At 53.7% G+C, this 19606-nt stretch carries 18 protein-coding genes; 5 read left to right on the top strand and 13 right to left on the bottom strand.

Going from position 1 to position 19606, the window contains the following annotated elements:
• Positions 1-3 precede the first annotated feature (3 nt).
• The 13 genes from AB4090_RS11310 to AB4090_RS11250 form a co-directional block, all read right to left on the bottom strand.
• On the bottom strand, positions 4-1050 hold the full coding sequence (locus AB4090_RS11310) for an aminotransferase class III-fold pyridoxal phosphate-dependent enzyme (protein ID WP_369573986.1): 1047 nt from the start codon (positions 1048-1050) through the stop codon (positions 4-6).
• A 92-nt stretch (positions 1051-1142) separates the two neighbouring features.
• The gene (locus tag AB4090_RS11305) at positions 1143-1598 is read right to left on the bottom strand and encodes an aminotransferase class III-fold pyridoxal phosphate-dependent enzyme (protein ID WP_369573985.1); all 456 of its coding nucleotides are present in this window, start codon (positions 1596-1598) and stop codon (positions 1143-1145) included.
• 11 nt (positions 1599-1609) lie between these two features.
• Positions 1610-2875, bottom strand: coding sequence for an NAD(P)/FAD-dependent oxidoreductase (locus AB4090_RS11300; RefSeq protein ID WP_369573984.1), 1266 nt, complete (start codon positions 2873-2875; stop codon positions 1610-1612).
• Between the two features lie 10 nt (positions 2876-2885).
• The gene (locus AB4090_RS11295; protein ID WP_369573983.1) at positions 2886-4232 is read right to left on the bottom strand and encodes a glutamine synthetase family protein; all 1347 of its coding nucleotides are present in this window, start codon (positions 4230-4232) and stop codon (positions 2886-2888) included.
• Complete coding sequence (locus AB4090_RS11290; RefSeq protein WP_369573982.1) at positions 4216-5613, bottom strand: aspartate aminotransferase family protein; 1398 nt, start codon at positions 5611-5613, stop codon at positions 4216-4218. The genes AB4090_RS11295 and AB4090_RS11290 overlap by 17 nt, the downstream gene beginning before the upstream one ends.
• Before the next feature lie 26 nt (positions 5614-5639).
• Positions 5640-6983, bottom strand: coding sequence for a glutamine synthetase family protein (locus AB4090_RS11285; RefSeq protein WP_369573981.1), 1344 nt, complete (start codon positions 6981-6983; stop codon positions 5640-5642).
• Between the two features lie 55 nt (positions 6984-7038).
• The gene (locus AB4090_RS11280; RefSeq protein ID WP_369573980.1) at positions 7039-7791 is read right to left on the bottom strand and encodes a gamma-glutamyl-gamma-aminobutyrate hydrolase family protein; all 753 of its coding nucleotides are present in this window, start codon (positions 7789-7791) and stop codon (positions 7039-7041) included.
• Positions 7788-8534, bottom strand: coding sequence for an SDR family NAD(P)-dependent oxidoreductase (locus AB4090_RS11275; RefSeq protein ID WP_369573979.1), 747 nt, complete (start codon positions 8532-8534; stop codon positions 7788-7790). Before AB4090_RS11275 ends, AB4090_RS11280 begins: the two co-directional genes overlap by 4 nt.
• Before the next feature lie 87 nt (positions 8535-8621).
• On the bottom strand, positions 8622-10004 hold the full coding sequence (locus AB4090_RS11270; protein WP_369573978.1) for an APC family permease: 1383 nt from the start codon (positions 10002-10004) through the stop codon (positions 8622-8624).
• Positions 10005-10127: 123 nt separating this feature from the next.
• The gene (locus AB4090_RS11265; protein ID WP_369573977.1) at positions 10128-11207 is read right to left on the bottom strand and encodes a PotD/PotF family extracellular solute-binding protein; all 1080 of its coding nucleotides are present in this window, start codon (positions 11205-11207) and stop codon (positions 10128-10130) included.
• A gap of 52 nt (positions 11208-11259) precedes the next feature.
• The gene (locus AB4090_RS11260) at positions 11260-12063 is read right to left on the bottom strand and encodes an ABC transporter permease (protein ID WP_369573976.1); all 804 of its coding nucleotides are present in this window, start codon (positions 12061-12063) and stop codon (positions 11260-11262) included.
• Positions 12060-12977 carry an ABC transporter permease gene (locus AB4090_RS11255; RefSeq protein ID WP_369573975.1) on the bottom strand — a complete coding sequence of 306 codons (918 nt, stop codon included), beginning with the start codon at positions 12975-12977 and terminating at the stop codon, positions 12060-12062. Before AB4090_RS11255 ends, AB4090_RS11260 begins: the two co-directional genes overlap by 4 nt.
• A gap of 2 nt (positions 12978-12979) precedes the next feature.
• Positions 12980-14068, bottom strand: coding sequence for an ABC transporter ATP-binding protein (locus AB4090_RS11250; protein ID WP_369573974.1), 1089 nt, complete (start codon positions 14066-14068; stop codon positions 12980-12982).
• Between the two features lie 279 nt (positions 14069-14347).
• Here AB4090_RS11250 and AB4090_RS11245 point away from each other — a divergent pair, with 279 nt between their 5' ends.
• From AB4090_RS11245 to AB4090_RS11225, 5 genes are all read left to right on the top strand, one after another.
• Positions 14348-15211: a carbon-nitrogen hydrolase family protein gene (locus AB4090_RS11245; protein WP_369573973.1), complete on the top strand. Its 864-nt coding sequence runs from the start codon at positions 14348-14350 to the stop codon at positions 15209-15211.
• Positions 15212-15266: 55 nt separating this feature from the next.
• The gene (locus AB4090_RS11240; RefSeq protein WP_369574011.1) at positions 15267-15575 is read left to right on the top strand and encodes a nitrilase-related carbon-nitrogen hydrolase; all 309 of its coding nucleotides are present in this window, start codon (positions 15267-15269) and stop codon (positions 15573-15575) included.
• Positions 15576-15579: 4 nt separating this feature from the next.
• A complete protein-coding gene (locus AB4090_RS11235) occupies positions 15580-16086 on the top strand; it encodes an N-acetyltransferase family protein (RefSeq protein WP_369573972.1) in 507 nt (168 codons plus the stop codon).
• Positions 16087-16267: 181 nt separating this feature from the next.
• Positions 16268-17920 carry an APC family permease gene (locus tag AB4090_RS11230; RefSeq protein WP_369573971.1) on the top strand — a complete coding sequence of 551 codons (1653 nt, stop codon included), beginning with the start codon at positions 16268-16270 and terminating at the stop codon, positions 17918-17920.
• A gap of 69 nt (positions 17921-17989) precedes the next feature.
• Positions 17990-19585, top strand: coding sequence for a flavin monoamine oxidase family protein (locus AB4090_RS11225; protein WP_369573970.1), 1596 nt, complete (start codon positions 17990-17992; stop codon positions 19583-19585).
• Positions 19586-19606: the final 21 nt, after the last annotated feature.

The following is a 19606-nucleotide window of genomic DNA, read 5'->3' as shown; positions in this document are numbered from 1 at the left end:
ACCTCACGAGATAGAGCGCAGTACATCGCGCAGGGTTTGATACATACGATCCATGTGACTCAGTTCGATAATGAGGGGAGGGGACAACGCAATGGTATCGCCCGTGGCGCGAATCAAGAGCCCACGACGAAATGCCTCTATCATTGCGGCATAGCCGCGGGCACCAACCGCATCGGCGTGGGGTTCTAGCTCAATGGCCGCCATCAGGCCCAGATTGCGGATATCCCGCACATGGGGGCTATCACGTAAACTGTGTACCATTTCAGCAAGGGGGCCTGCCATCTCGGCGCCGCGCGTGAGCAGACCTTCACCTTCGTAGATGTCCAAGGTGGCGAGCCCGGCTGCGCAGGCGAGGGGATGGCCGGAATAGGTATAGCCGTGGAAAAACTCGATCTGATTTTCCTGCGCCCGCATGAAGGTATCGTGGATGGCGGTGCTGGCAAAGACGGCGCCCATCGGCACGGCGGCGTTGGTCAAAGCCTTCGCTGTCGTCAGGATGTCGGGAACGACAGCAAAAAACTGACTGGCAAAGGGGGTGCCAAGGCGTCCGAAGCCGGTAATGACTTCGTCAAAAATCAGCAGGATGCCATGTTCATTGCAGATTTCGCGCAGTCGTTGCAGATATCCGGCAGGGGGGAGAATGACACCCGCAGAACCCGCTACCGGTTCAACGATTACCGCAGCGATGCGTTGTGCACCGTGTTTGGCAATCAGCGCCTCTAGGGCATCTGCGCGGGCAGTGTCATAGGGCGGGAGCCCTTGATGAAAAAGATTCTGCTCTTGGTCTAGTGTATGCGGCAGGTGATCTGCCGGAAGCAAATCCTTGGCAAAGGCGCGCCGGTTGTTGGGTAATCCGCCTACGGAAATACCACCAAAACCGACCCCGTGATAGGCCTTATCTCGTCCGATGAGCAGGGTTCGATCTTCTTCTCCACCACTGCGAGCCAGGAGAGCGAAGCGGGGGCGAGTAGTCCCCAGAAGGCAACGCGGCGAACTGCATCCGCCGAAGCGACCGCGAAGCCGGGAGTGCAGGCGCGTGCTGTGCCGCATGGTTGGCGTCGAGTCATTCGGGAGACGAGTGCGCCGTCTGCGCCCCAACGAGGGCGTGGCGGTGTGCCGGTGACCGGGACGGCTGGGGCCTATTATCTGGTCGGCAGCGCAAGGCCGATCGCGCAACGACGCGCGAAAAGGCCTGCTGAGCACGCCGACTCTCCGGGCAGGTAGTGGTAAGCCAGCGCAATCTTGAGGGCCGTATCGGCCGACTCCGAGCCGGAATTGGTAAAAAAAACATGCTCCAGTCCAGCGGGTGTGTGTTGTATCAGGCGCTCGGCAAACTGGAAGGGGAGTGGATGTCCCATCTGAAACGTAGGCGCAAAATCCATTTTCTGGCTTTGTTCGGCAATCGCAGCCTGGATCTCCGGTCGGCAATGTCCGGCATTTACGCACCAGAGCCCGGAGGTGGCATCAAGAATATCGCGCCCCTGATCATCCCAGTAGTACATCCCTTGCGCCCGTTCTAATAAACGTGGCGCAGACTTGAACTGACGGTTGGCGGTAAAGGGCATCCAGAAGGCGTCGAGGGATTGGTTGCTGGGCATGATGGATCTCCTTACAAGAGGTCGAGCAAACGATAGGCGGTGGTAGCGAGGAGAAGGGCGGGTGTGCGTAACCAACGCCCACCGGGAAATTTACGATGCGGAATGCGGGCAAAAATGTCGAAATCGGTAGATTGTTTGGCAACCAACTCTGCCATGAGCTTGCCTGCCCAACCGGTGAGCGCAACACCATGACCAGAGAAACCTTGGGCGAAATAGATGTTGTCGCGTAGGCGGCCGAAGTGGGGAGCACGATTGCGTGTGATCGCCACGTTTCCACCCCAAACGTAGTCCGCTAGCACATCGGCAAGCTGAGGAAAGACCTTGCGCATGCGTTGCAACATCGCCTGGCCGAGCTCTGGGGGCGGCAACGTGGAATAACTTACGCGGCCACCAAACAAGAGGCGGTGATCGGCAGACAGACGAAAATAATCTAAAACAAAATTGAGATCGGCGACTGCGGCCAGGCTCGGAATCAGTGCCCGGGCGCGCTGCTCCCCGAGCTGCTCGGTAGCGGCAATGTAGGTACCCACAGGCATCACGTAGGGGGCAATGCTTGGCAACAATTGCCCGAGATAGGCATTACCACAGACGAGTAAAAAGTCGGCCTGAATCTTGCCGGTGGCGGTCTCTACGATGACCTGGGTGCCGGGCTTTACCTGGCGTACGGGGCTACCCACGAAGAGGCGGGCGCCCGCATCTTGCGCGGCCTGTGCCAAGCCCAGGGTGTAATTCAGTGGATGCAAGTGTCCACCCGCCGGGTCGGACAAGGCCGCGAGGTAGCGTGGACTGTCCAGCGCGGCGCGGAGTGCAGTGCCGCTCAGTAATGCTGTTTTCGGGTGCCCAAAGCGGTTCAGGGTGTCCTGCCAAGCGCGCAGATCCTCCACCTGCCGCTTCTTGATTGCCGCATGCAAATACCCCCAACGCAGGTCACACGCGATCTGATGTTTCTCCACGCGCGAACGAATCAGGTCGATGGCTTGCAGCGAAAAGCCCCATAGGGCCTGTGCTGTTTCCCTGCCCAATAACTTTTCCAGAACCGAAATATCGGTCGCTAGTCCCGGAACGATCTGACCGCCATTACGGCCAGATGCGCCCCAACCGATATCCTGTGCCTCCACTAGAATGACGTCATAGCCTTTTTCGGCAAGCTCCAGGGCCGCTGAGACACCCGTCAGACCACCGCCGATGATACAAACATCGGCACGTACTTCCCCTGCCAGTACCTGGGCAGAGAGAGTGCGATTCCTGGTTGCCTGATAATAATTGCTAGTGTCCACCATTGGTTTCCTAGCTACGCTCGAAGTACCACTGATATTCCAGCGGATGATAGGTGTTCTGCAGGGTCTGTAGCTCGTGCCGTTTCACTGTCGTGTAGAGGCGGAGAAAGGGCTCGCCAAAGAGTGCCGCTAATTGTGGCGCGGTGGCAAAATGATCCAACGCCGACTGCCAATCACGAGGCAGGGCGGAGTCGCAGTCGTCGACTTCGGTATAGGCATTACCCGAGATCGCTGGTGGTGCTGGCAGACGCTCGCGCAAGCCGTGCACCATACCGGCGAGAACTGCGGCCAGAACGAGATAGGGATTGGCATCGGCGCCAGCAAAGCGATGTTCGATGCGCCGCGCCACAGGATCGGAGCGGGGGATACGCAGGGCGGCGGTACGATTGTTTTCGCCCCAGCACGCCAGCGTTGGCGCATAAGAGCCCTCTTGAAAGCGGCGGTAGGAGTTGGCATGCGGGGCAAAGAGGGCAACGGACGCCGGCAATACTTGCAGTAATCCCGCCAACGCGTGTTGTAAGCGTTCCGGGTTTTGGGAAAACGCATTGTTTCCGCCATCATCCACCAAACTGACATGGACATGCTGGCCTGACCCCGCCTCTTGTGCGTAGGGTTTGGCCATGAAGGATGCCGTGTAGCCGCAGGAGGCGGCTACGCCCTTTACTACTCTCTTTAACGACCAAGCATCATCCGCGGCGCGCAGCGCATCTTTTTGATAGTGCAGATTCACCTCAAATTGGCCATGGGCATTTTCCGAGACGACGGCCTCCAAGGGGAGGCCATACGCCGCGCAGGACTCCTCAAGTAGGGCAAAGAAATGCCCCTGCGCATCAATGCTATCGAGATCGTAGACCTGAATATTCCCTGGCGCATGGGGCGTATCTGGAGCCATGGGCGCTCCATCGCGATGGGGGATGAGATAGAACTCCAACTCAAATGCGACCTGTGGATGGAGCCCTAACGCTGCCAGTTCTGTCACCATTCGCTGGGCCAGGGCACGGGGCTCGCCAAAGAAACCGGAGTCGGAACTTGTCGCCATGGTCAGCAGCAGATCGGCAGACGATGCGCCCCGCCAGGGGGCGGCATGCAAGCTGTTGGCCACCGCAAAACAAGGGTGATCGGCATCGCCGCACTCCCAGACCAGTCCCGTAGCCTCGACGGTATTGCCGGTGATATCGATAGCAAAGATAGAGGCTGGCAGACTGATACCCTCGCGCAGCACCTTCTCGAGCATGGTCACGGGGATTCTCTTGCCGCGCGGAATACCGTTTAGATCGGGCAAGAGTAGGTCCACCATGCGTGGTTCGGCGCCAAGAGTGTCCACCACAGCGTTCGAGAGATCAGGCGATTCGGGCATGATTGATGTCCTCTGCTGAGGCTTTTTGCAGATCCACCCAAGTCTGATCGAGGGCGAGACGCGCCTTGTCGATCAACTCGTCTACCTGTGCCCGGGTAAAGATGAGCGGTGGCGAAATGATCATGGTGTCGCGCACCGCACGCATGACCAAGCCGTTGGCAAAACAGTGGTTGCGGCAGCGCGTACCGACTTCGCCCATCGGAGAGAAAAACTGCCGCGGTGCCTTGTTTTGCACGAGCTCAATTGCCCCGAGCAAACCGACCCCGCGCACCTCACCAACCAAGGGATGGTCTTCCAACTGGTGCAGACTCGCTTGTAGATATGCCCCCACATCTGCCGCATTTTCGACCAGATGTTCCTCTTCGATGATGCGCAGATTTTCGAGGGCGACCGCTGCGGCAACAGGATGGCCAGAATAAGTGAAGCCGTGTACGAACTCTTCCCCCTTGTGGATGATCGTCTCCGCCACGCGATCACCGACCATGACCGCCGAGATAGGCAGATAACCGGAGGAAAGACCTTTGGCCAGCGTCATCAGGTCGGGTTGGATGTCGTAGAGCTCCGCAGCGAACCAGCGGCCGGTGCGGCCAAATCCGGTGATCACTTCATCGGCAACGAGTAGAACCCCGTATTTTTTACAGATCCGCTGGATCTCCGGCCAGTACGATGACGGCGGTATGATCATGCCACCAGACCCTTGTACGGGTTCGCCAAAAAATGCGGCCACCCGCTCCGGACCCAATTCGAGTATTTTTTCTTCTAATACTTGCGCTGCCGCGCGTCCGAAAGCTTCTGCATCATGCTCTGGATTATCGGCGCCAAAACGATAAGGCGCACGGATATGGGAAAACCCTGCTAGGGGTACGCCGCCCTGACCGTGCATGTGTCCCCCGGAGAGGCTTGCCGCAAGGGTGGTGCTACCGTGGTAGCCATATTGACGACCGATGATGATTTGCCGCTGCGCTTGGCCTTCCAGTTCCCAGTAGTAGCGCACCATACGAGCGATGGTGTCGTTGGCCTCTGAGCCAGAATTGGCGAAAAATACATGGTTGAGACCCGCAGGAGTCAGATCGACCAGGCGTTCTGCAAGCTGAATGCTCGGTACCGTCGCCGTCTTAAAAAAGCTGTTGTAATACGGCAAGGTTTGCATTTGCTGACTGGCCACCTCGGCCAACTCTTTCCGTCCATAGCCAATGTTGACACACCAAAGGCCAGCCATGCCGTCGAGGATTTTGTTTCCATCGATGTCCCAGATATAGGCACCTTCGGCTCGGGTAATGATACGTGCCCCACCCTCAACGGCGAGCGCGGCGTTGTCGGTAAAGGGGTGCAGATGATGATCGAGATCACTTTGACGTAATTGTGCGGCAGATAAATTCATAGGTGTCTCCCTTGATTGCGTCGGGCTCAGACATTGAGCAGTAAATGTTCTCGTTCCCAGGAACTGATAACGTGCAGGTACGTTTCATATTCCAGACGTTTCACAGCAGAAAAGACGCGGATGAAGCGTTCCCCCAATAATCGCTGCAGGTCTGGATTGTTCTCCATGAGCTTGACTGCATGAGACAGTTCGCGCGGTAGCGCGTAGGAAAGATCGTAGGCTGAACCACGGTACGGCGGTGTTGCCTCCAGCCCCTCAATCATGCCCAAGTAGCCGCAGGCGAGTGAGGCAGCGATTGCCAGATACGGGTTCGCGTCGGCACCCGGTACGCGGTTTTCGACGCGAGTGTTGGCCGCATCTGAATAGGGGACACGCAAACCACAGGTACGATTATCGTAGCCCCATTGCAGATTGATGGGCGCATCGGAATGACGCGTCAGTCGCCGATAAGAATTCACGTTTGGCGCGAAGATCGCCATTGCTGCCGGCAGATATTTTTGCAACCCGCCAATAAAAGAGAGAAATGCCTTACTAGGCTGACCATTTTTATCGGCAAAAAGATTCTCGCCGGTTTTGGCATCGACCACACTTTGATGCAAATGCATAGAGCTACCTGGCTCATTTTCCATGGGTTTGGCCATGAACGTCGCGTAGATTTCGTGGCGCAGTGCCACTTCGCGCATGGTGCGCTTAAACAGAAAGATTTGGTCTGCCAATTGCAAAGGGTCACCGTGCAAAAAGTTGATTTCAACTTGTCCCGCGCCTTCCTCATGAATCAGTGCATCAATATCTAAGCGCTGCAACTCACAAAAGTCGTACATTTCTTCAAAGACGGGATCAAATTCGTTAACCGCATCAATGCTGTAAGACTGACGTCCCGACTCTTGCCGTCCACAACGTCCTACGGGGGGGGAGAGGGGATAGTCTGGATCGGTATTGCGAGCGACCAGATAAAATTCGAGCTCTGGTGCAATGACCGGTTGCCAGCCCTGCGCAGCATAGAGTTCGAGCACTGCGCGCAGGACGGCGCGTGGCGCAATGGAGACGGTGCCGCTCTTGATGTATTGGCAATCATGGATGACCTGTGCCGTCGGTTCTTTTGCCCAGGGCACCAGCCTGAGAGTGCTTTCATCGGGAAGCAGAAACATGTCGATGCCGGCAGGGTCAGAGCCTGTTTCTTCATCTTCGGGATATTCTCCGGTAACCGTCTGCGAGAATATCGACTCCGGCAAGCGCAAGGTGCCGCCGGTGAGATATTTGCCTGCCGGCACTATCTTGCCACGTGGGATGCCGGTGAGGTCAGGGACCAAACATTCCACTTCAGTGATGCCGTGCTGCGCGAACCACGCGGTGAAGCCTTCAGAAGCCATGCTGGTAACCTATGATAAGTATATTAAACATATTAAACAAAAATATGGCCTATTGTCAATCTTGTTTTACATTTTGTTTGTTATAATTTACGCATTCGGAAACAAAATCTAGCCAGAGAGCTTCTTGGCGTCGACTGTCGCCACTGGGGAGTTCTGGATGCCATTGTACCGCTACGCACCAGCGCCGATCAGCGAGTTCCAAAGCCTCTGCCAAGCCATCGCTTGCCCACGCCACTACCGATAAACCAGTACCGATGCGATCGACCGCTTGGTGGTGCCAAGAGGCAATTTCGATTTCTCCGTTGCCCAACAGCTGCCCAAGCCGACTTTGCGGATCACAATGCACCAGGTGTGGGATAGGGCCGGGCTTGTTGCTACGATGCAGCAAGTGTTCGCCAACGATGTCGGGTAGATGTTCATACAGCGTACCGCCGAAATGAACATTGAGCAGTTGCATGCCACGGCAGATTCCCAGCAGTGGCATGTCCAGAGCCAGAGCAGACTCGATCAGGCGACACTCATAATTATCCCGGGCGGAGCTTTGTCCGTAGAGCGCCGGATGCTTACCGTTGCCACCGTATAAATGGGGTGAGATGTCGCCTCCACCGGTCAGCACGATACCATCCAGATGGCGCAGAAGTTCACTGCTGGCGCCTTCAGTCGGAGGCAAGAGAACCGGCATCCCTCCAGCATTGCTGACCGCTTGCACATATTCTGCCGGCAATGTGTAGCGTCCACTTTCATCGACGGCATAACTGCTCAAGCCGATGAGCGGACGTTCGGTATGGATAGGCTTTGAGGCTATCATGCTTGCCGATGGATCTTGTCGATGCGGGCTTGATCAAGTGGGCGCACGACCATGCAGTCAATGTTTACGTGCGGCGGCCGCTCGATGGACCAGAGAATGGTTTCGGCAATGTCGGTTGCAGTCAACGGTTCCATTCCGGCATAGACGCTGCTGGCGCGAGCGATATCTCCGCCAAAGCGCACCAGACTAAATTCGGTTTCCACAAAACCGGGATCAATTTCGGTCACGCGAATGGGTTTCCCCAGCCATTCCAGGCGCATGGTCTCGCTAATGGCGCGGACGGCGTGCTTGCAGGCAGTGTAGCCAGCGCCACCCGGATAGACCTCAAAACTCGCGACGCTGCCAATGTTGAAAACATGAGAAACCGGATTGGGGCGGGTCAGCAGGCGCGGATACAGCGCCTTGCTCATGCGTGCCAGACCGAGGACATTCGACTGATACATCTCTACCCACTGATTCTCGTCAAAATTCACGATTGGTTCCAGGCCCAGGGCGCCACCGGCGTTATTGACAAGCACCTGCACGCTGTCGGGTAGCTCCTGGGTAAATTGTCGCACTGATTCCGTGGAAGAGACATCAAGGGCAATGGGTATGCCCCCATATTTTTGCGCCAAGGCTTGCAGACGCTCGATACGCCGCGCACCCATGAATACCTGAAAACCTCTCTCGGAAAGCAGGCGAACAGTCTCCGCCCCAATCCCCGATGATGCCCCGGTGACGACCGCAACGGGCTTTTCTATCATGACAGCATCTCCTGAAGAGTGGGCCAGAACTCAGAGACTTCTAGACGAGTTCTGGACCGGGGTTGCAATAAATGCCTTATCGGCGGCCTATTCGGGAACATATACCGGTTGCGCTGGGCTGCTGGTGTCTTTCTTCTGGCTGCGGAAAAACACGAGTCCTATGACTAATCCACCAACGCCAACGAGATTTGTGATGAGACCAAAGGTGGTGACGGCATACCCGGCCATCACAAAGAGAAAAATACCACTAAGGCCGGGAAAGGCACTAAATGCCAGACCCCGTAGCCAGGAAACGCGAAAGCTGTCACGCATGAGCCAGGCCGCGGCCATCCCTGCCAGTCCGTAATAATACGCAACCTGGATACCGATGGCGTTGACCGAATCATTGATGATGGTACTGATGGAGGGCATGAAAGAAGATGCCCAGAGAGTGGCCACGCCAAGACCAATCAGCACATACATGGCGCGGACGGGTGTTTGGGTACGCGGATCGACCACGCCTAAATAGCGCGTTAGCCCGCCATCGCGTCCCATGGCAAACAGGGTACGAGAAAATTGCAGCATGGTGGTTTCCAAAGTCGCGATGGAAGACAAAATCACTGCAATTGAGGCCAGCAGCCCACCAGTCCGACCCAGGCCCGATGCCATGGCAATGTTGTAGACGATATTGTCGCTCAGCCCGGACGCGTCTTTTACGGAGAACAAGAACAACGCTGCGAGGGTGAAGGCGACATAGAAGGTGATGGTTACGAAAACGCTGCCAAAACCACCATTGCCAGCGTTTTTTTCTGCCTTTTTTGTCTCTTCGCTAAGATTGGACGTTACATCCCAACCCCAATAGAAAAAAATCACCACCAAGGCCGACTCAGCAAAAACTGACGGCGTATAGTCGAAGCCAAACCAAGACCAGGAGAACGCGTTGGTTGCGCCATGTACCCCAATGTGGATGTAGGCCGCGATACCGACGGCCCCCAATATGATCAGCTCGATCGTGCTCATGATCATCTGTAATTTGCTGGTCAACTTAATACCGGTAATCAGTACCAGAGCAATGGCGAGAAACCAGAGGGTTGCGACGGATGTCGTGGCAACCACGTTATTGGTAAGATGTGGGGCGACGTAATCCAGGGTGGAGGTCGCTATGGGCATACTCCCAGTTACCATAAAGACCAAAGACGCGACCAACAAGGCCCATCCCGACAAGAAGCCGGTAAGGCGTCCGAACAACTTGGAGGTCCACTCATAGGCGGCACCGGCATTGGGCATACGCTGGTTGAGGAGTTTGTAGGCGAGAGCAATGCCGAGCATTGGGATGGCAAAAATTAGCAAACTTCCTGGTGCTAAAACGCCGGCAGTCCCAATGAGCGCGGCCGTAGTGGCTGCGATGGTGTAGGCCGGCGCGCTTCCAGCAATGCCCATGACAATAGATTCTATGAAGGAAAGGCTGTCTTTACGTAATTCAGTTCGCATGGCGATTCTCCAAAAATATTTTACGAAAAAACCGTAATACTGCGTGAATAAAAAACCGACCAAGTTACCCGTATTGACCCGCCGGTGACTGAGCACCAGCGGGATGCGCCCCATCCAACGTTTTTACTGACTACGAATTGCGGTCCAAATCTGGTTGTATTCCTGCAGTTCCTTACCGGTTAGTTCTGGCAGATACTTCAGATGTGCCAGAACGGATTCTGGTGGGAGATAGTAGGGAGTCTTTAACAATGGTTTCAAATAGCGGACAGATGCCTGATTGGGCGTTGCATAATTATTATAATTAGACAGCTCCGCACCAATTTCCGGGCTCAAAATGAAGTTGATGAAATCGTAGGCAAGAGCTTTGTCTGGCGCATTCTTGGGGATGCACATGTTGTCTACCCAAATCTCAGCCCCGGATTTTGGTAGAATGTAACGAATGTGCCCAAATTTCTTGGGATGCTTCAGGATGTCATAGGAGATAGTGCCGCTGAACATGATGCCAGCTGCGATCACGCCTTTTGTGAGGGCGTGGCGTGCGGGTGTTCCATCGAGGAAGCCGGTAAAATTATGGCGTTTTTCTGTAGCAACGATGAGCTTGGCTGCTTGTTCCCAATCCTTGGTGCCGGTGCAGTTGAACCCATAGCCAAGGTATGCACAGGCAGCGCCAATGGTATCTTGGCCACTGCCACCCATGAGAGAAAATGGATATTTTTCGTTAACCTTGGGATCGAACAGTATGGCCCAGCCATCAGCCTTGGCTGGCAGGATGATCTTGCTGCTGTCATAACCGATTCCGGTCATACCCCACTGATAAGGTACGCTGTAAGTGTTGTGCGGATCATATTCTGGATCCTTGAATTGCGGCAAAAGGTTTTTCAAATTGGGAATTTTTTTGGGATCCAGCTTGCTTAGCAAACCGGCATCGACCATACGCTTGATAAAATAATTTGACGGTACGACAATATCATACTGCGAGTCGCCGCCCGCTTCGAGTTTGGCCGCCATTTGGCCTAGGGAATTATAGTAATTTTGTACTACCTTGCAGTGATATTTTGCTTCAAACTTCTTGATGATGTTGGGCGACATGTAGTCTGTCCAGTTGTACAGATATAACGTTGGTTCGGCCATGGCGGTGATCGGTACAGACATCCCACAAGCGACGACTGCGGCGATGGCACTGCGGGTAAACATTGGTTTCATGATTATGGTCTCCTGGGCTATGACAATGTGCGTAATAGATGTGCTGCAACAATCACGAAGGCTTGGTTTCGCGCCTCATGATTGTCCCGGCGAGGGATATTGCGATGCTAGCAAGTACGAGAATCGAGGCGATGGCGTTGATTTCTGGTGTGACTCCTTTTTTGGCGATGGCTCCATATAGATATATTGGAATGGTTACACTCGCCGGCCCAGCGGTGAAAAAACTGATTACTAGGTCATCCAGAGAGAGTGTGAACACCAACAAAAAACCTCCGATTAAGGTCGGTGTCAGAATCGGAAGAAACAAATACCGCAAAGCCTGCCAGGTATTCCCGTACAGATCGTGTACAGCGTGCAACAGCTCTGGGTCCATAGCACGCAGCTTGCTATATACCAGTAGTGCGGTGTAGGGTAACTCAAAGGTCACATGCGCGATTATCATGGTAGGCAGACCTGCCTGCAGCAGGCCGGTGTAGCGGTTGATGACATGGAAAAAGATCATGTCCGAGATACCAAAGATAATGCTTGGCATTATGATGGGCAGATAAACCAAATAACTTGCTCTACTCCGCGCTTTCTCAGTCACTCGTTGCAGGCCGTAGGCAAGCAATGCCCCAAGACCGGTCGCGATGATGGCCGACCCCGATGCAAGTAAAAGAGAGGTGAGAAATGCAGAACGGATACTCGCTGAGCCAATTGCTGCCGTATACCATTGGGTGGTAAAGCCGCCGCTCAAACCGTCGGTTCCGGAGTGTACAAACGAGTATAAAAAAACGAGTACGAGGGGGCCATACAGAAAAATATAGGTAATCCACGCCAATCCCATGCTACTGCGATAAACGGTAGATCTGTTCATAACATTGGTCCGTCTATCATGCGGATAAACTTGGTTAGCAATTTGAGGCCGGCAAGGAGAATGAAAGAGATAAAAATCAGCGTGATTGATAGAGATGCGCCGTATGGCCAATCTGGAGTGGTGGAAAATTGGTTAGCAATTAAGTTGCCGAGCATGAGGGATTTGTTCCCGCCCATGAGCTCCGGAATGATATAATTACTGAACGATGGAATTAATACCAAAACTACACCGACGAGTACGCCACCCATGGTTTGCGGTAAGATGACTTGGAAGAAAATACGCAGAGGATGAGCATACAAATCGGCCGCTGCTTCCGTTAAAGACCAATCCAGGCCTTCCAGGGCGGCAAAGATTGGTATGACCATATAAGGTAGATAGCTGTAAACCAGGCCTATAAATACTGCTAAAGGACTCGGGTACAAGCCCATGTCCTGATCGATCCAACCAAAGTAGACAGCCATGTGCGAAAGAAAAGCGTTTGGACCAAGTAATTCCATCCATGCATAAGCGCGCACAACCTGATTTGTCCATGATGGCAGTATTATCAAAACAAGTAACAAGGGTTTAATATAGTTTTTCGATTTGGCAATGAAAAATGCTACCGGATAAGCTACAATCAAGCTTACTATAGTGGTGACAACTCCTTGCCAAAGAGAACGGAAGATAATTTGTATGTTCGCTGCCGACCAGCCAAGAAAGTTAAAGCCAGCAACTGCACGCAGGGCGTGAAGCGTGAGTGGAAGCGCCGGCAATCCGTAAGGGTTTGTAGAAGTGATCGCGATTGGCAGAAATAGGAATGTTGGCAGTACAAGAAACAGCGCGATCCACAACAAACCTGGTGCAGATGCATATCCTCCGCGTACTCTGGGCCGACGGTTAGCATCATTGGAAAGGGCGGTGGCTGTGATCCCCAATGCTAGCCCTCCAGAGGGACAATGTCAGAGGCTTGAATGACCAAGCGGACCCCGCTCCCGGTTTCCCTGGAACGATGGTTTGGACTACTGTCGGAAACCAGCAAATCTGGAAAATTTTCTACGGCGACGACGTAGTCCGTATGGGCGCCCATGTACAAGCGCTCCCTAACTACGCCGTTAAGTATATTCGCCGCCGCATGGCCTGCACCGTGAGAAAATGTTATGCGTTCCGGATGCACCGTAATGTGCCGAATGGCGGAAGGCAAGGTCGGTGTGTGTGTCAGAGACTCCCGACGGATGATGTTAGGAAGCCCGAGAAACCGGGCGACGAAGATATTTTTAGGGCGTTCATATACTTCGTGTACTTTCCCTACCTGCTGCAGCCGACCTTGTTGCATGATTCCGATTTGATCGCTCATGATCATCGCCTCTTGTTGGTCATGAGTAACAAATAAAAAGGTTGTCCCGATACTTTTTTGTAGACGCAAAAGCTCAACCTGCAACTCTCTACGAAGCTTGGCATCCAAGGCCGATAATGGTTCGTCCAGCAGCAATAGCTCCGGTTCGTTGACCAGCGCGCGTGCCAAGGCTACCCGTTGCTTCTGGCCACCAGATAGTTGGTTGGGAAAATGTTTCGCCAAGGTGCCCAGTTGCATTGAGTCAAGCATATCTGTGACCTTATGTTTGCGTTGTGTAGCCTTCATATGACGCATGCGCAAGCCAAACTCCACGTTCTGATATACGTTTAAATGGGGAAATAAAACATAAGACTGAAAGACGGTATTGACCGGCCGACGGTAAGCTGGAACACCAATTATCGACCTGCCACTAATCAGGACGCCTCCTGCGCTTGGCTCCTCAAACCCTGCTATTATTCTCAACAAGGTCGTTTTCCCGCAGCCCGACGGGCCTAGCAGAGTAAAGAATGACCCCCCAGGTATGTGTAGAGTTACGTCCTCGGTTGCCACATAGCCGTTGGGGTAGACCTTTTGTACATTGCGCAGGTCTATTGATCCTTGCCGGCTCACCGCCTTTGGCGCATGGTCGAGTAAGTCGCGACTGGCTTGCAGTCGATTGATGGCTTGGAGCACTGCTCCTCCTGTCCTGTGGAATGCTGTTTATTATTGTAAGCATGCTTTGTGCCAAGGCAGGGTCGGGCCTGTATACAGGCCTGTCGTACTGTGGAATCGTGTAGCTCAGTAGACTCGCCTGGCAAATTCGCGCCTGCGGCGGCTCGGAAACGGTGCATGTTTTGCCTCAAGTTGGTGCAGGGCAGGCAAAGTCGCACCAAGAATGGTTCGATCTGTAGGTGAGGTAGGAGTGGGAAGGTGTGCCTGATATTTGCATGCTGGCTCCCGCTTCTGGCCTCTATGGGGGACGCGGTCATGGTGTACTCGTGTGAGAAACATACAAAATTGGCGGATCTGGATCTTCCGGTTCGGCGGGTAGCACTATGGCAGTGTGCTCCCTCCGTCGTGAGTAAGAAAGGGCAGTGTGTTGATGTGATAGAAGAAAAATGCGCTTTAGCCAAAGAAAGCTCGGTAGATATTTTGATATTTCCGGAGATGTACTTGACTGGATATGCAATCGGGCCGGACATGGTCCGGGCACAGGCGGAAGTTTGTGATGGAGAGTCTGCACAAAAGATAGCAGAGCTTGCGATTACTTATCGAGTGACGATTGTGTATGGCTATCCTGAAATTGATGAATATGATGTGGTATACAACTCCGTCAATATCATTTCGGCAGAAAGCGGAAAAATCAGTGTCTATCGTAAGCGGATGCTTTTTGGTGATGTTGATCGCGCGCAATTTTCTCCTGGGAATAAAGCGTATACTCCTGTTGATATAAATGGAGTAAAATATGGGATTGCTATCTGTTACGATATAGAATTTCCTGAGTTGGCGCGAGAATTGACGTTGGCAGGGGCGGATGTCATCCTAGTCCCTACGGCAAACATGCAACCATATGAGTCTGTTGCCGATCGTTTGGTCCCCGCCCGCGCTCAGGAAAATGGCGTCTTTGTGATTTACGCCAATTATTATGGTAAGGACAATCTATTTGATTATTTTGGTAAAAGCACTATTTGTGACCCGCTGGGAGACATCATCGCTCGGGAAGAGAAGGGGGAGCGGCTACTGATTGTGGAGCTTGACATAAATAAAGTCACTATTGCTAGAAAATTAAATAACTATGTACGCGACTGCCAAGCGTTTTGTTTGGATCGGCTGTAAATATTGGAGAACGTATGAATGATTTTGTGTTTTTTACAGTGGATTTTTACTCCGAATTTCATCAGCGGGAACTCCTTCACTCGCTACGGGCCAGGAGGGTAAACCGAGGGGGCGGATTTGCCACGACGTCGAGTTCCCTGAGGTGGCGCGGACGCTTGCTTTTTCGGGTGCTGAGTTGATGCTGGTGCCGACCGCTAATATGCGTTCCTTTGAATCGGTGGCCGACCATTTGATTCCGGCGCGCGCGCAAGAAAATGGGATGTTTGTGGTATACGCAAATTACTTTGGGGAGGAGACACCGATGAATGATTACCTCAAGGATTATCGAGAAGGCATGGCACATATTCGGATGTTGGAGGCATAAGGACGTGGATTGGAAAGTGCTGCAGGTAGATTTTACTTCGGAGGACCATCGCCGGGCGTTGACAGGACTGTTGGATGGCTATGCGCGTCTGCCGGTGGGGCAGGGGAAGTCCTTGGGTGCGGAGCGCCTGGCCGCCATTTGGCGGGCATTGGGAGAAAGAAGCTGGGTGCATGCGTTTCTCGCTTTTGAGCACGGTGAGCCGGTAGCGTTGGCCATCTGTCTGGAGGGTTTTTCCACGTTTCAGTGTGCGCCGTTGCTGAACATTCACGACTTTTATGTGGCCGATGCGTATCAGGGTCAGGGGGTGGGTAAAAGGTTCCTGCACGCAGTCGCTGATACGGCGGAGCGTTTAGGATTTTGCAAAATCACCTTGGAGGTCTTGGAGAGCAATCTCCCCGCCAAGGCGCTGTATCGACGTCTGGGATTTGCGCCTTATCACAATGAGACCGCCGGTAATGCCGAATTTTGGCAAAAGGCCCTCACACCTTTGAGCGATTCGCCTATAACGTGACGGCGGTCGTTTATGGTGCAGTATGGGGCGTCAAAAAGGCGCAAAGCCGCTCCGAATGCACAAGCGCGGTGCATCCAAGTCGTAGTTGTACTATAAAGTTTTGATTAAATATCAGGCCAGTTATGGCATGATGATTGCCTATAATATTGATCAACGACTCGATATGCCGCAGGAGAACAATATGGCCGCAACAGATTCACAAAGTGGAGCGCAACAGGGAAGGCTCTTTCTCGCCAAGGGGCTGAAGCGGGACGGAACGATGCTCGGTCTGCTTTTTGCGAGCCTGACGGGTATCATTGGCTCCGGCTGGTTATTGGGGCCGATGCTGACCGCCCAGGTCGCCGGGCCGTATGGGGTATGGTCCTGGGCCTTGGGCGGCGTGCTGATACTGTCCCTCGCTTTGTGTTATGCCGAGCTGGGGCCGCTCATCCCACGCAGTGGGTCTGCCGTTCACATCAGTCGGGTGGGTAATGGACCGATGCTGGCCATGGTGTGGACCTGGATCCTGTTTTTGGGTTACGTCACGACCGCGCCGACAGAAGTGGTGGCCATCGTGACATACGCCAACAATTATATTCCTGGGCTCCTGCAATCCAATAGTTCCTTGTTGAGTGGGATCGGGCTCGTGGTCAGTGGCAGTCTGTTGGTATTGCTGGCAGCCATCAATATGTTTCGGATCGGTACCATCCTGAATGTCAGTCGGGTGCTGATGGTGGTCAAGCTATTGATTCCGTTGATTACTATCGTGCTGTTTCTGAGTTACGCCTTTCACCCCGAGAATTTGCACGTTACCGCGGCCCACCATTCTGCCTATCTGAAAGGAATGTTTGCGAGTATCGCAACCACGGGAATTGTTTTCAGCTATCTGGGGTTTCGCCAGGCGGTCGAGTTGGGTGGGGAAGCCAAAAATCCCCGCGTCAGTATTCCGGTGGGCGTGACGATCTCGGTGGCGGTAGCCATCATCGTCTATGTGGGGCTGCAATATGCGTTTTTGTTGGGCGTGGATCCTCGCTATCTCGCCGCGAAGGGATGGGCTGGGGTGAATTTTCCTGGCATTAACGGGCCATTTGCGGCTATCGCCGGCATGCTGGGTTTGGGATGGCTGGGTTATTTGTTGTATGCCGATGCCTTGGTGTCCCCAGCAGGTACCGCCATGATGTATACCACCACGAGTTCCCGCATCACCATGGCCATTGGGGAACTTTATCCGAAAAAGCCTACTTCGGGATTGACGACCATCAATAAGATCGGTGTGCCGTTCATTGCCGTTTTTGTCGTCATTGGCGTGGGATTTTTATTTTTGCTGCCCTTTCCGTCGTGGCAAAAAATGACCACCTATGTCGCTTCCATCACTTCCCTGTCCTACGGTCTAGGACCGATTGTCTTGTTACAGTTGCGCAAGGCAGCTCCTGAGGTACACCGTCCTTTTCGCCTTTGGGCGGCGCCCATCATCGCTCCCTTTGCCTTTATCGCTTCCAACCTGATCATATTTTGGTCGGGTGTGGCCACGCTCAATTTTCTTTTTGGCATGCTGCTGATTTTTCTGATTTTGGCCCTGCTCTGGTTCTATGGCAAAGGCCGTCACAAGGAAACGCCTTTTGGGTGGAGGTACGGCTGGTGGCTGATCCCCTATTTTGGCGGTATGTGGATCCTCACCAAACTGGGCACCTCCGAAGTGGGGGGGATTGGTTGGATTCCTTTCTATTGGGATATGGTGCTGGTGGCATTGTTTAGTTTGTTCGTACTGTGGCTGGCGCTCTTCTGTGCAGTGCCGCATACGGAGTCCCGCTCTTATATCAAACAGTTGGGCGAGATGCCGGATATCGGGATGTGAGACACCATGTCAGGCGTTCATGATCTTGTAGCATTATGCCCGGATTTTCCATTTGATTATGGACGCTGGTTGACGGCTAAAGAAGGATTGGGAACGGTACCCTCTTCCCGGCGTGGGTCTGCGGTCGCCATTGTCGGGGGTGGCATTGCCGGGATGGTGGCTGCTTATGAGCTGATGCGCCTGGGGCTGCGGCCGGTGATTTATGAAGCGGGTTGGATTGGCGGCCGCTTGCGCTCGCATCGGTTTGAAGGCGTGGATGGCGATATTGTCGCCGAGCTGGGCGGCATGCGTTTCCCGGCGTCGGGGAGATTATTTTGGCATTATGCCGAACTGTTGGGGTTGCACCGACAACCCTTTCCCAATCCCATCTCTGAGGCGGCGGGTCGAACGACCGTCGAACTGTTGGGGAAACTGTACCACGGTCATTGTCTCGATGATTTTCCGAGCAGTTTCACCCACATCATGCAGGCATGGCATCAGGCATTGAATGCTGATGGGCAGATGGATAGGCTCCAACAGGCCATGCGCGAGCAGCGCGTCGCTGATATCAAGGAAATCTGGAATGACCTGGTCCGGCGCTGGGATGACCGCACCTTTTATGATTTTTTGTGTAGCGCCCCGGCCTTCGCCGAGTTGCCCTACGAATACAAGGAAACCTTCGGACAAATCGGCTTTGGTACGGGGGGCTGGGATTCTGATTTTCAAAATACCATGCTGGAAATTTTCCGCGTGGTTTTTTCTGAGTTTGACAGCCACCAATACATGGTCAGCGGCGGCGCCCAACAGGTGCCCTGCGGACTCTGGAATCATCGCGTGGCTAGCACCGACCCTGGGCTGGATCGTTTGTCACTGAAAACCCTCAACGGCGGGGCACCCCACGGCAAGGTACGGCGAATTTCCCGACATCCTGACGGAGATCGCTTCATCGTCGAGAATGAATGGGGAATGGCAGAATCCTATGCTGCGGTATTGGTGACCTGTCAAAGCTGGTTGCTGACGACCTCCATTGAGGTCGAAGAGGGATTGTTCTCCGACCGCTTGTGGATGGCCCTGGATCGTACCCGCTACATGCAGTCATCCAAGACCTTCGCGCTGGTGGATCGGCCGTTCTGGAAAAATCCGGCAGACCCGGTCAATGCACACCCTCTGAGCATGACGCTCACCGATCGCCTGACGCGCGGAACCTACCTTTTTGAGTACGGTATGGAGCGTCCAGGTGTGATTTGCCTGACCTATTCATGGATGGGCGATGCCCTCAAAATGTTACCCTTGTCCATCGAAAAACGTACCCGTTTGTCTCTGGCGTCATTGTCCAAGATTTATCCACATGTGGATATTGCCAGCCACATCAAAAGCAATCCTGTGACCATTTCCTGGGAACTGGAAGAAAATTTTCTGGGAGCATTCAAGGGCGCTTTGCCGGGCCATTACCGCTACAACAGAATCATGTACACGCAGTTTGATCAGCGCAATTTTCCCAAGCAGGAGCGCGGTATATTCCTTGCCGGAGACGATGTGTCCTGGACTCCTGGTTGGGCAGAGGGTGCCATACAGACCGCGCTGAATGCTGTATGGGGTGTGCTGCAGCATTTAGGTGGCGAGAGCGCAGCGGATAATCCTGGACCTGGAGACATGCTGGCGGAAATTGGTCCGCTAGATCTCTAAGTATATTTAGATTTTAGAGGG

This window comes from Acidithiobacillus sp. IBUN Pt1247-S3, assembly GCF_041146875.1.
Taxonomy (GTDB): domain Bacteria; phylum Pseudomonadota; class Gammaproteobacteria; order Acidithiobacillales; family Acidithiobacillaceae; genus Igneacidithiobacillus.
Note: the sequence above shows the minus strand (reverse complement) of the source record. Positions and strands in the feature narration are given on the sequence as shown.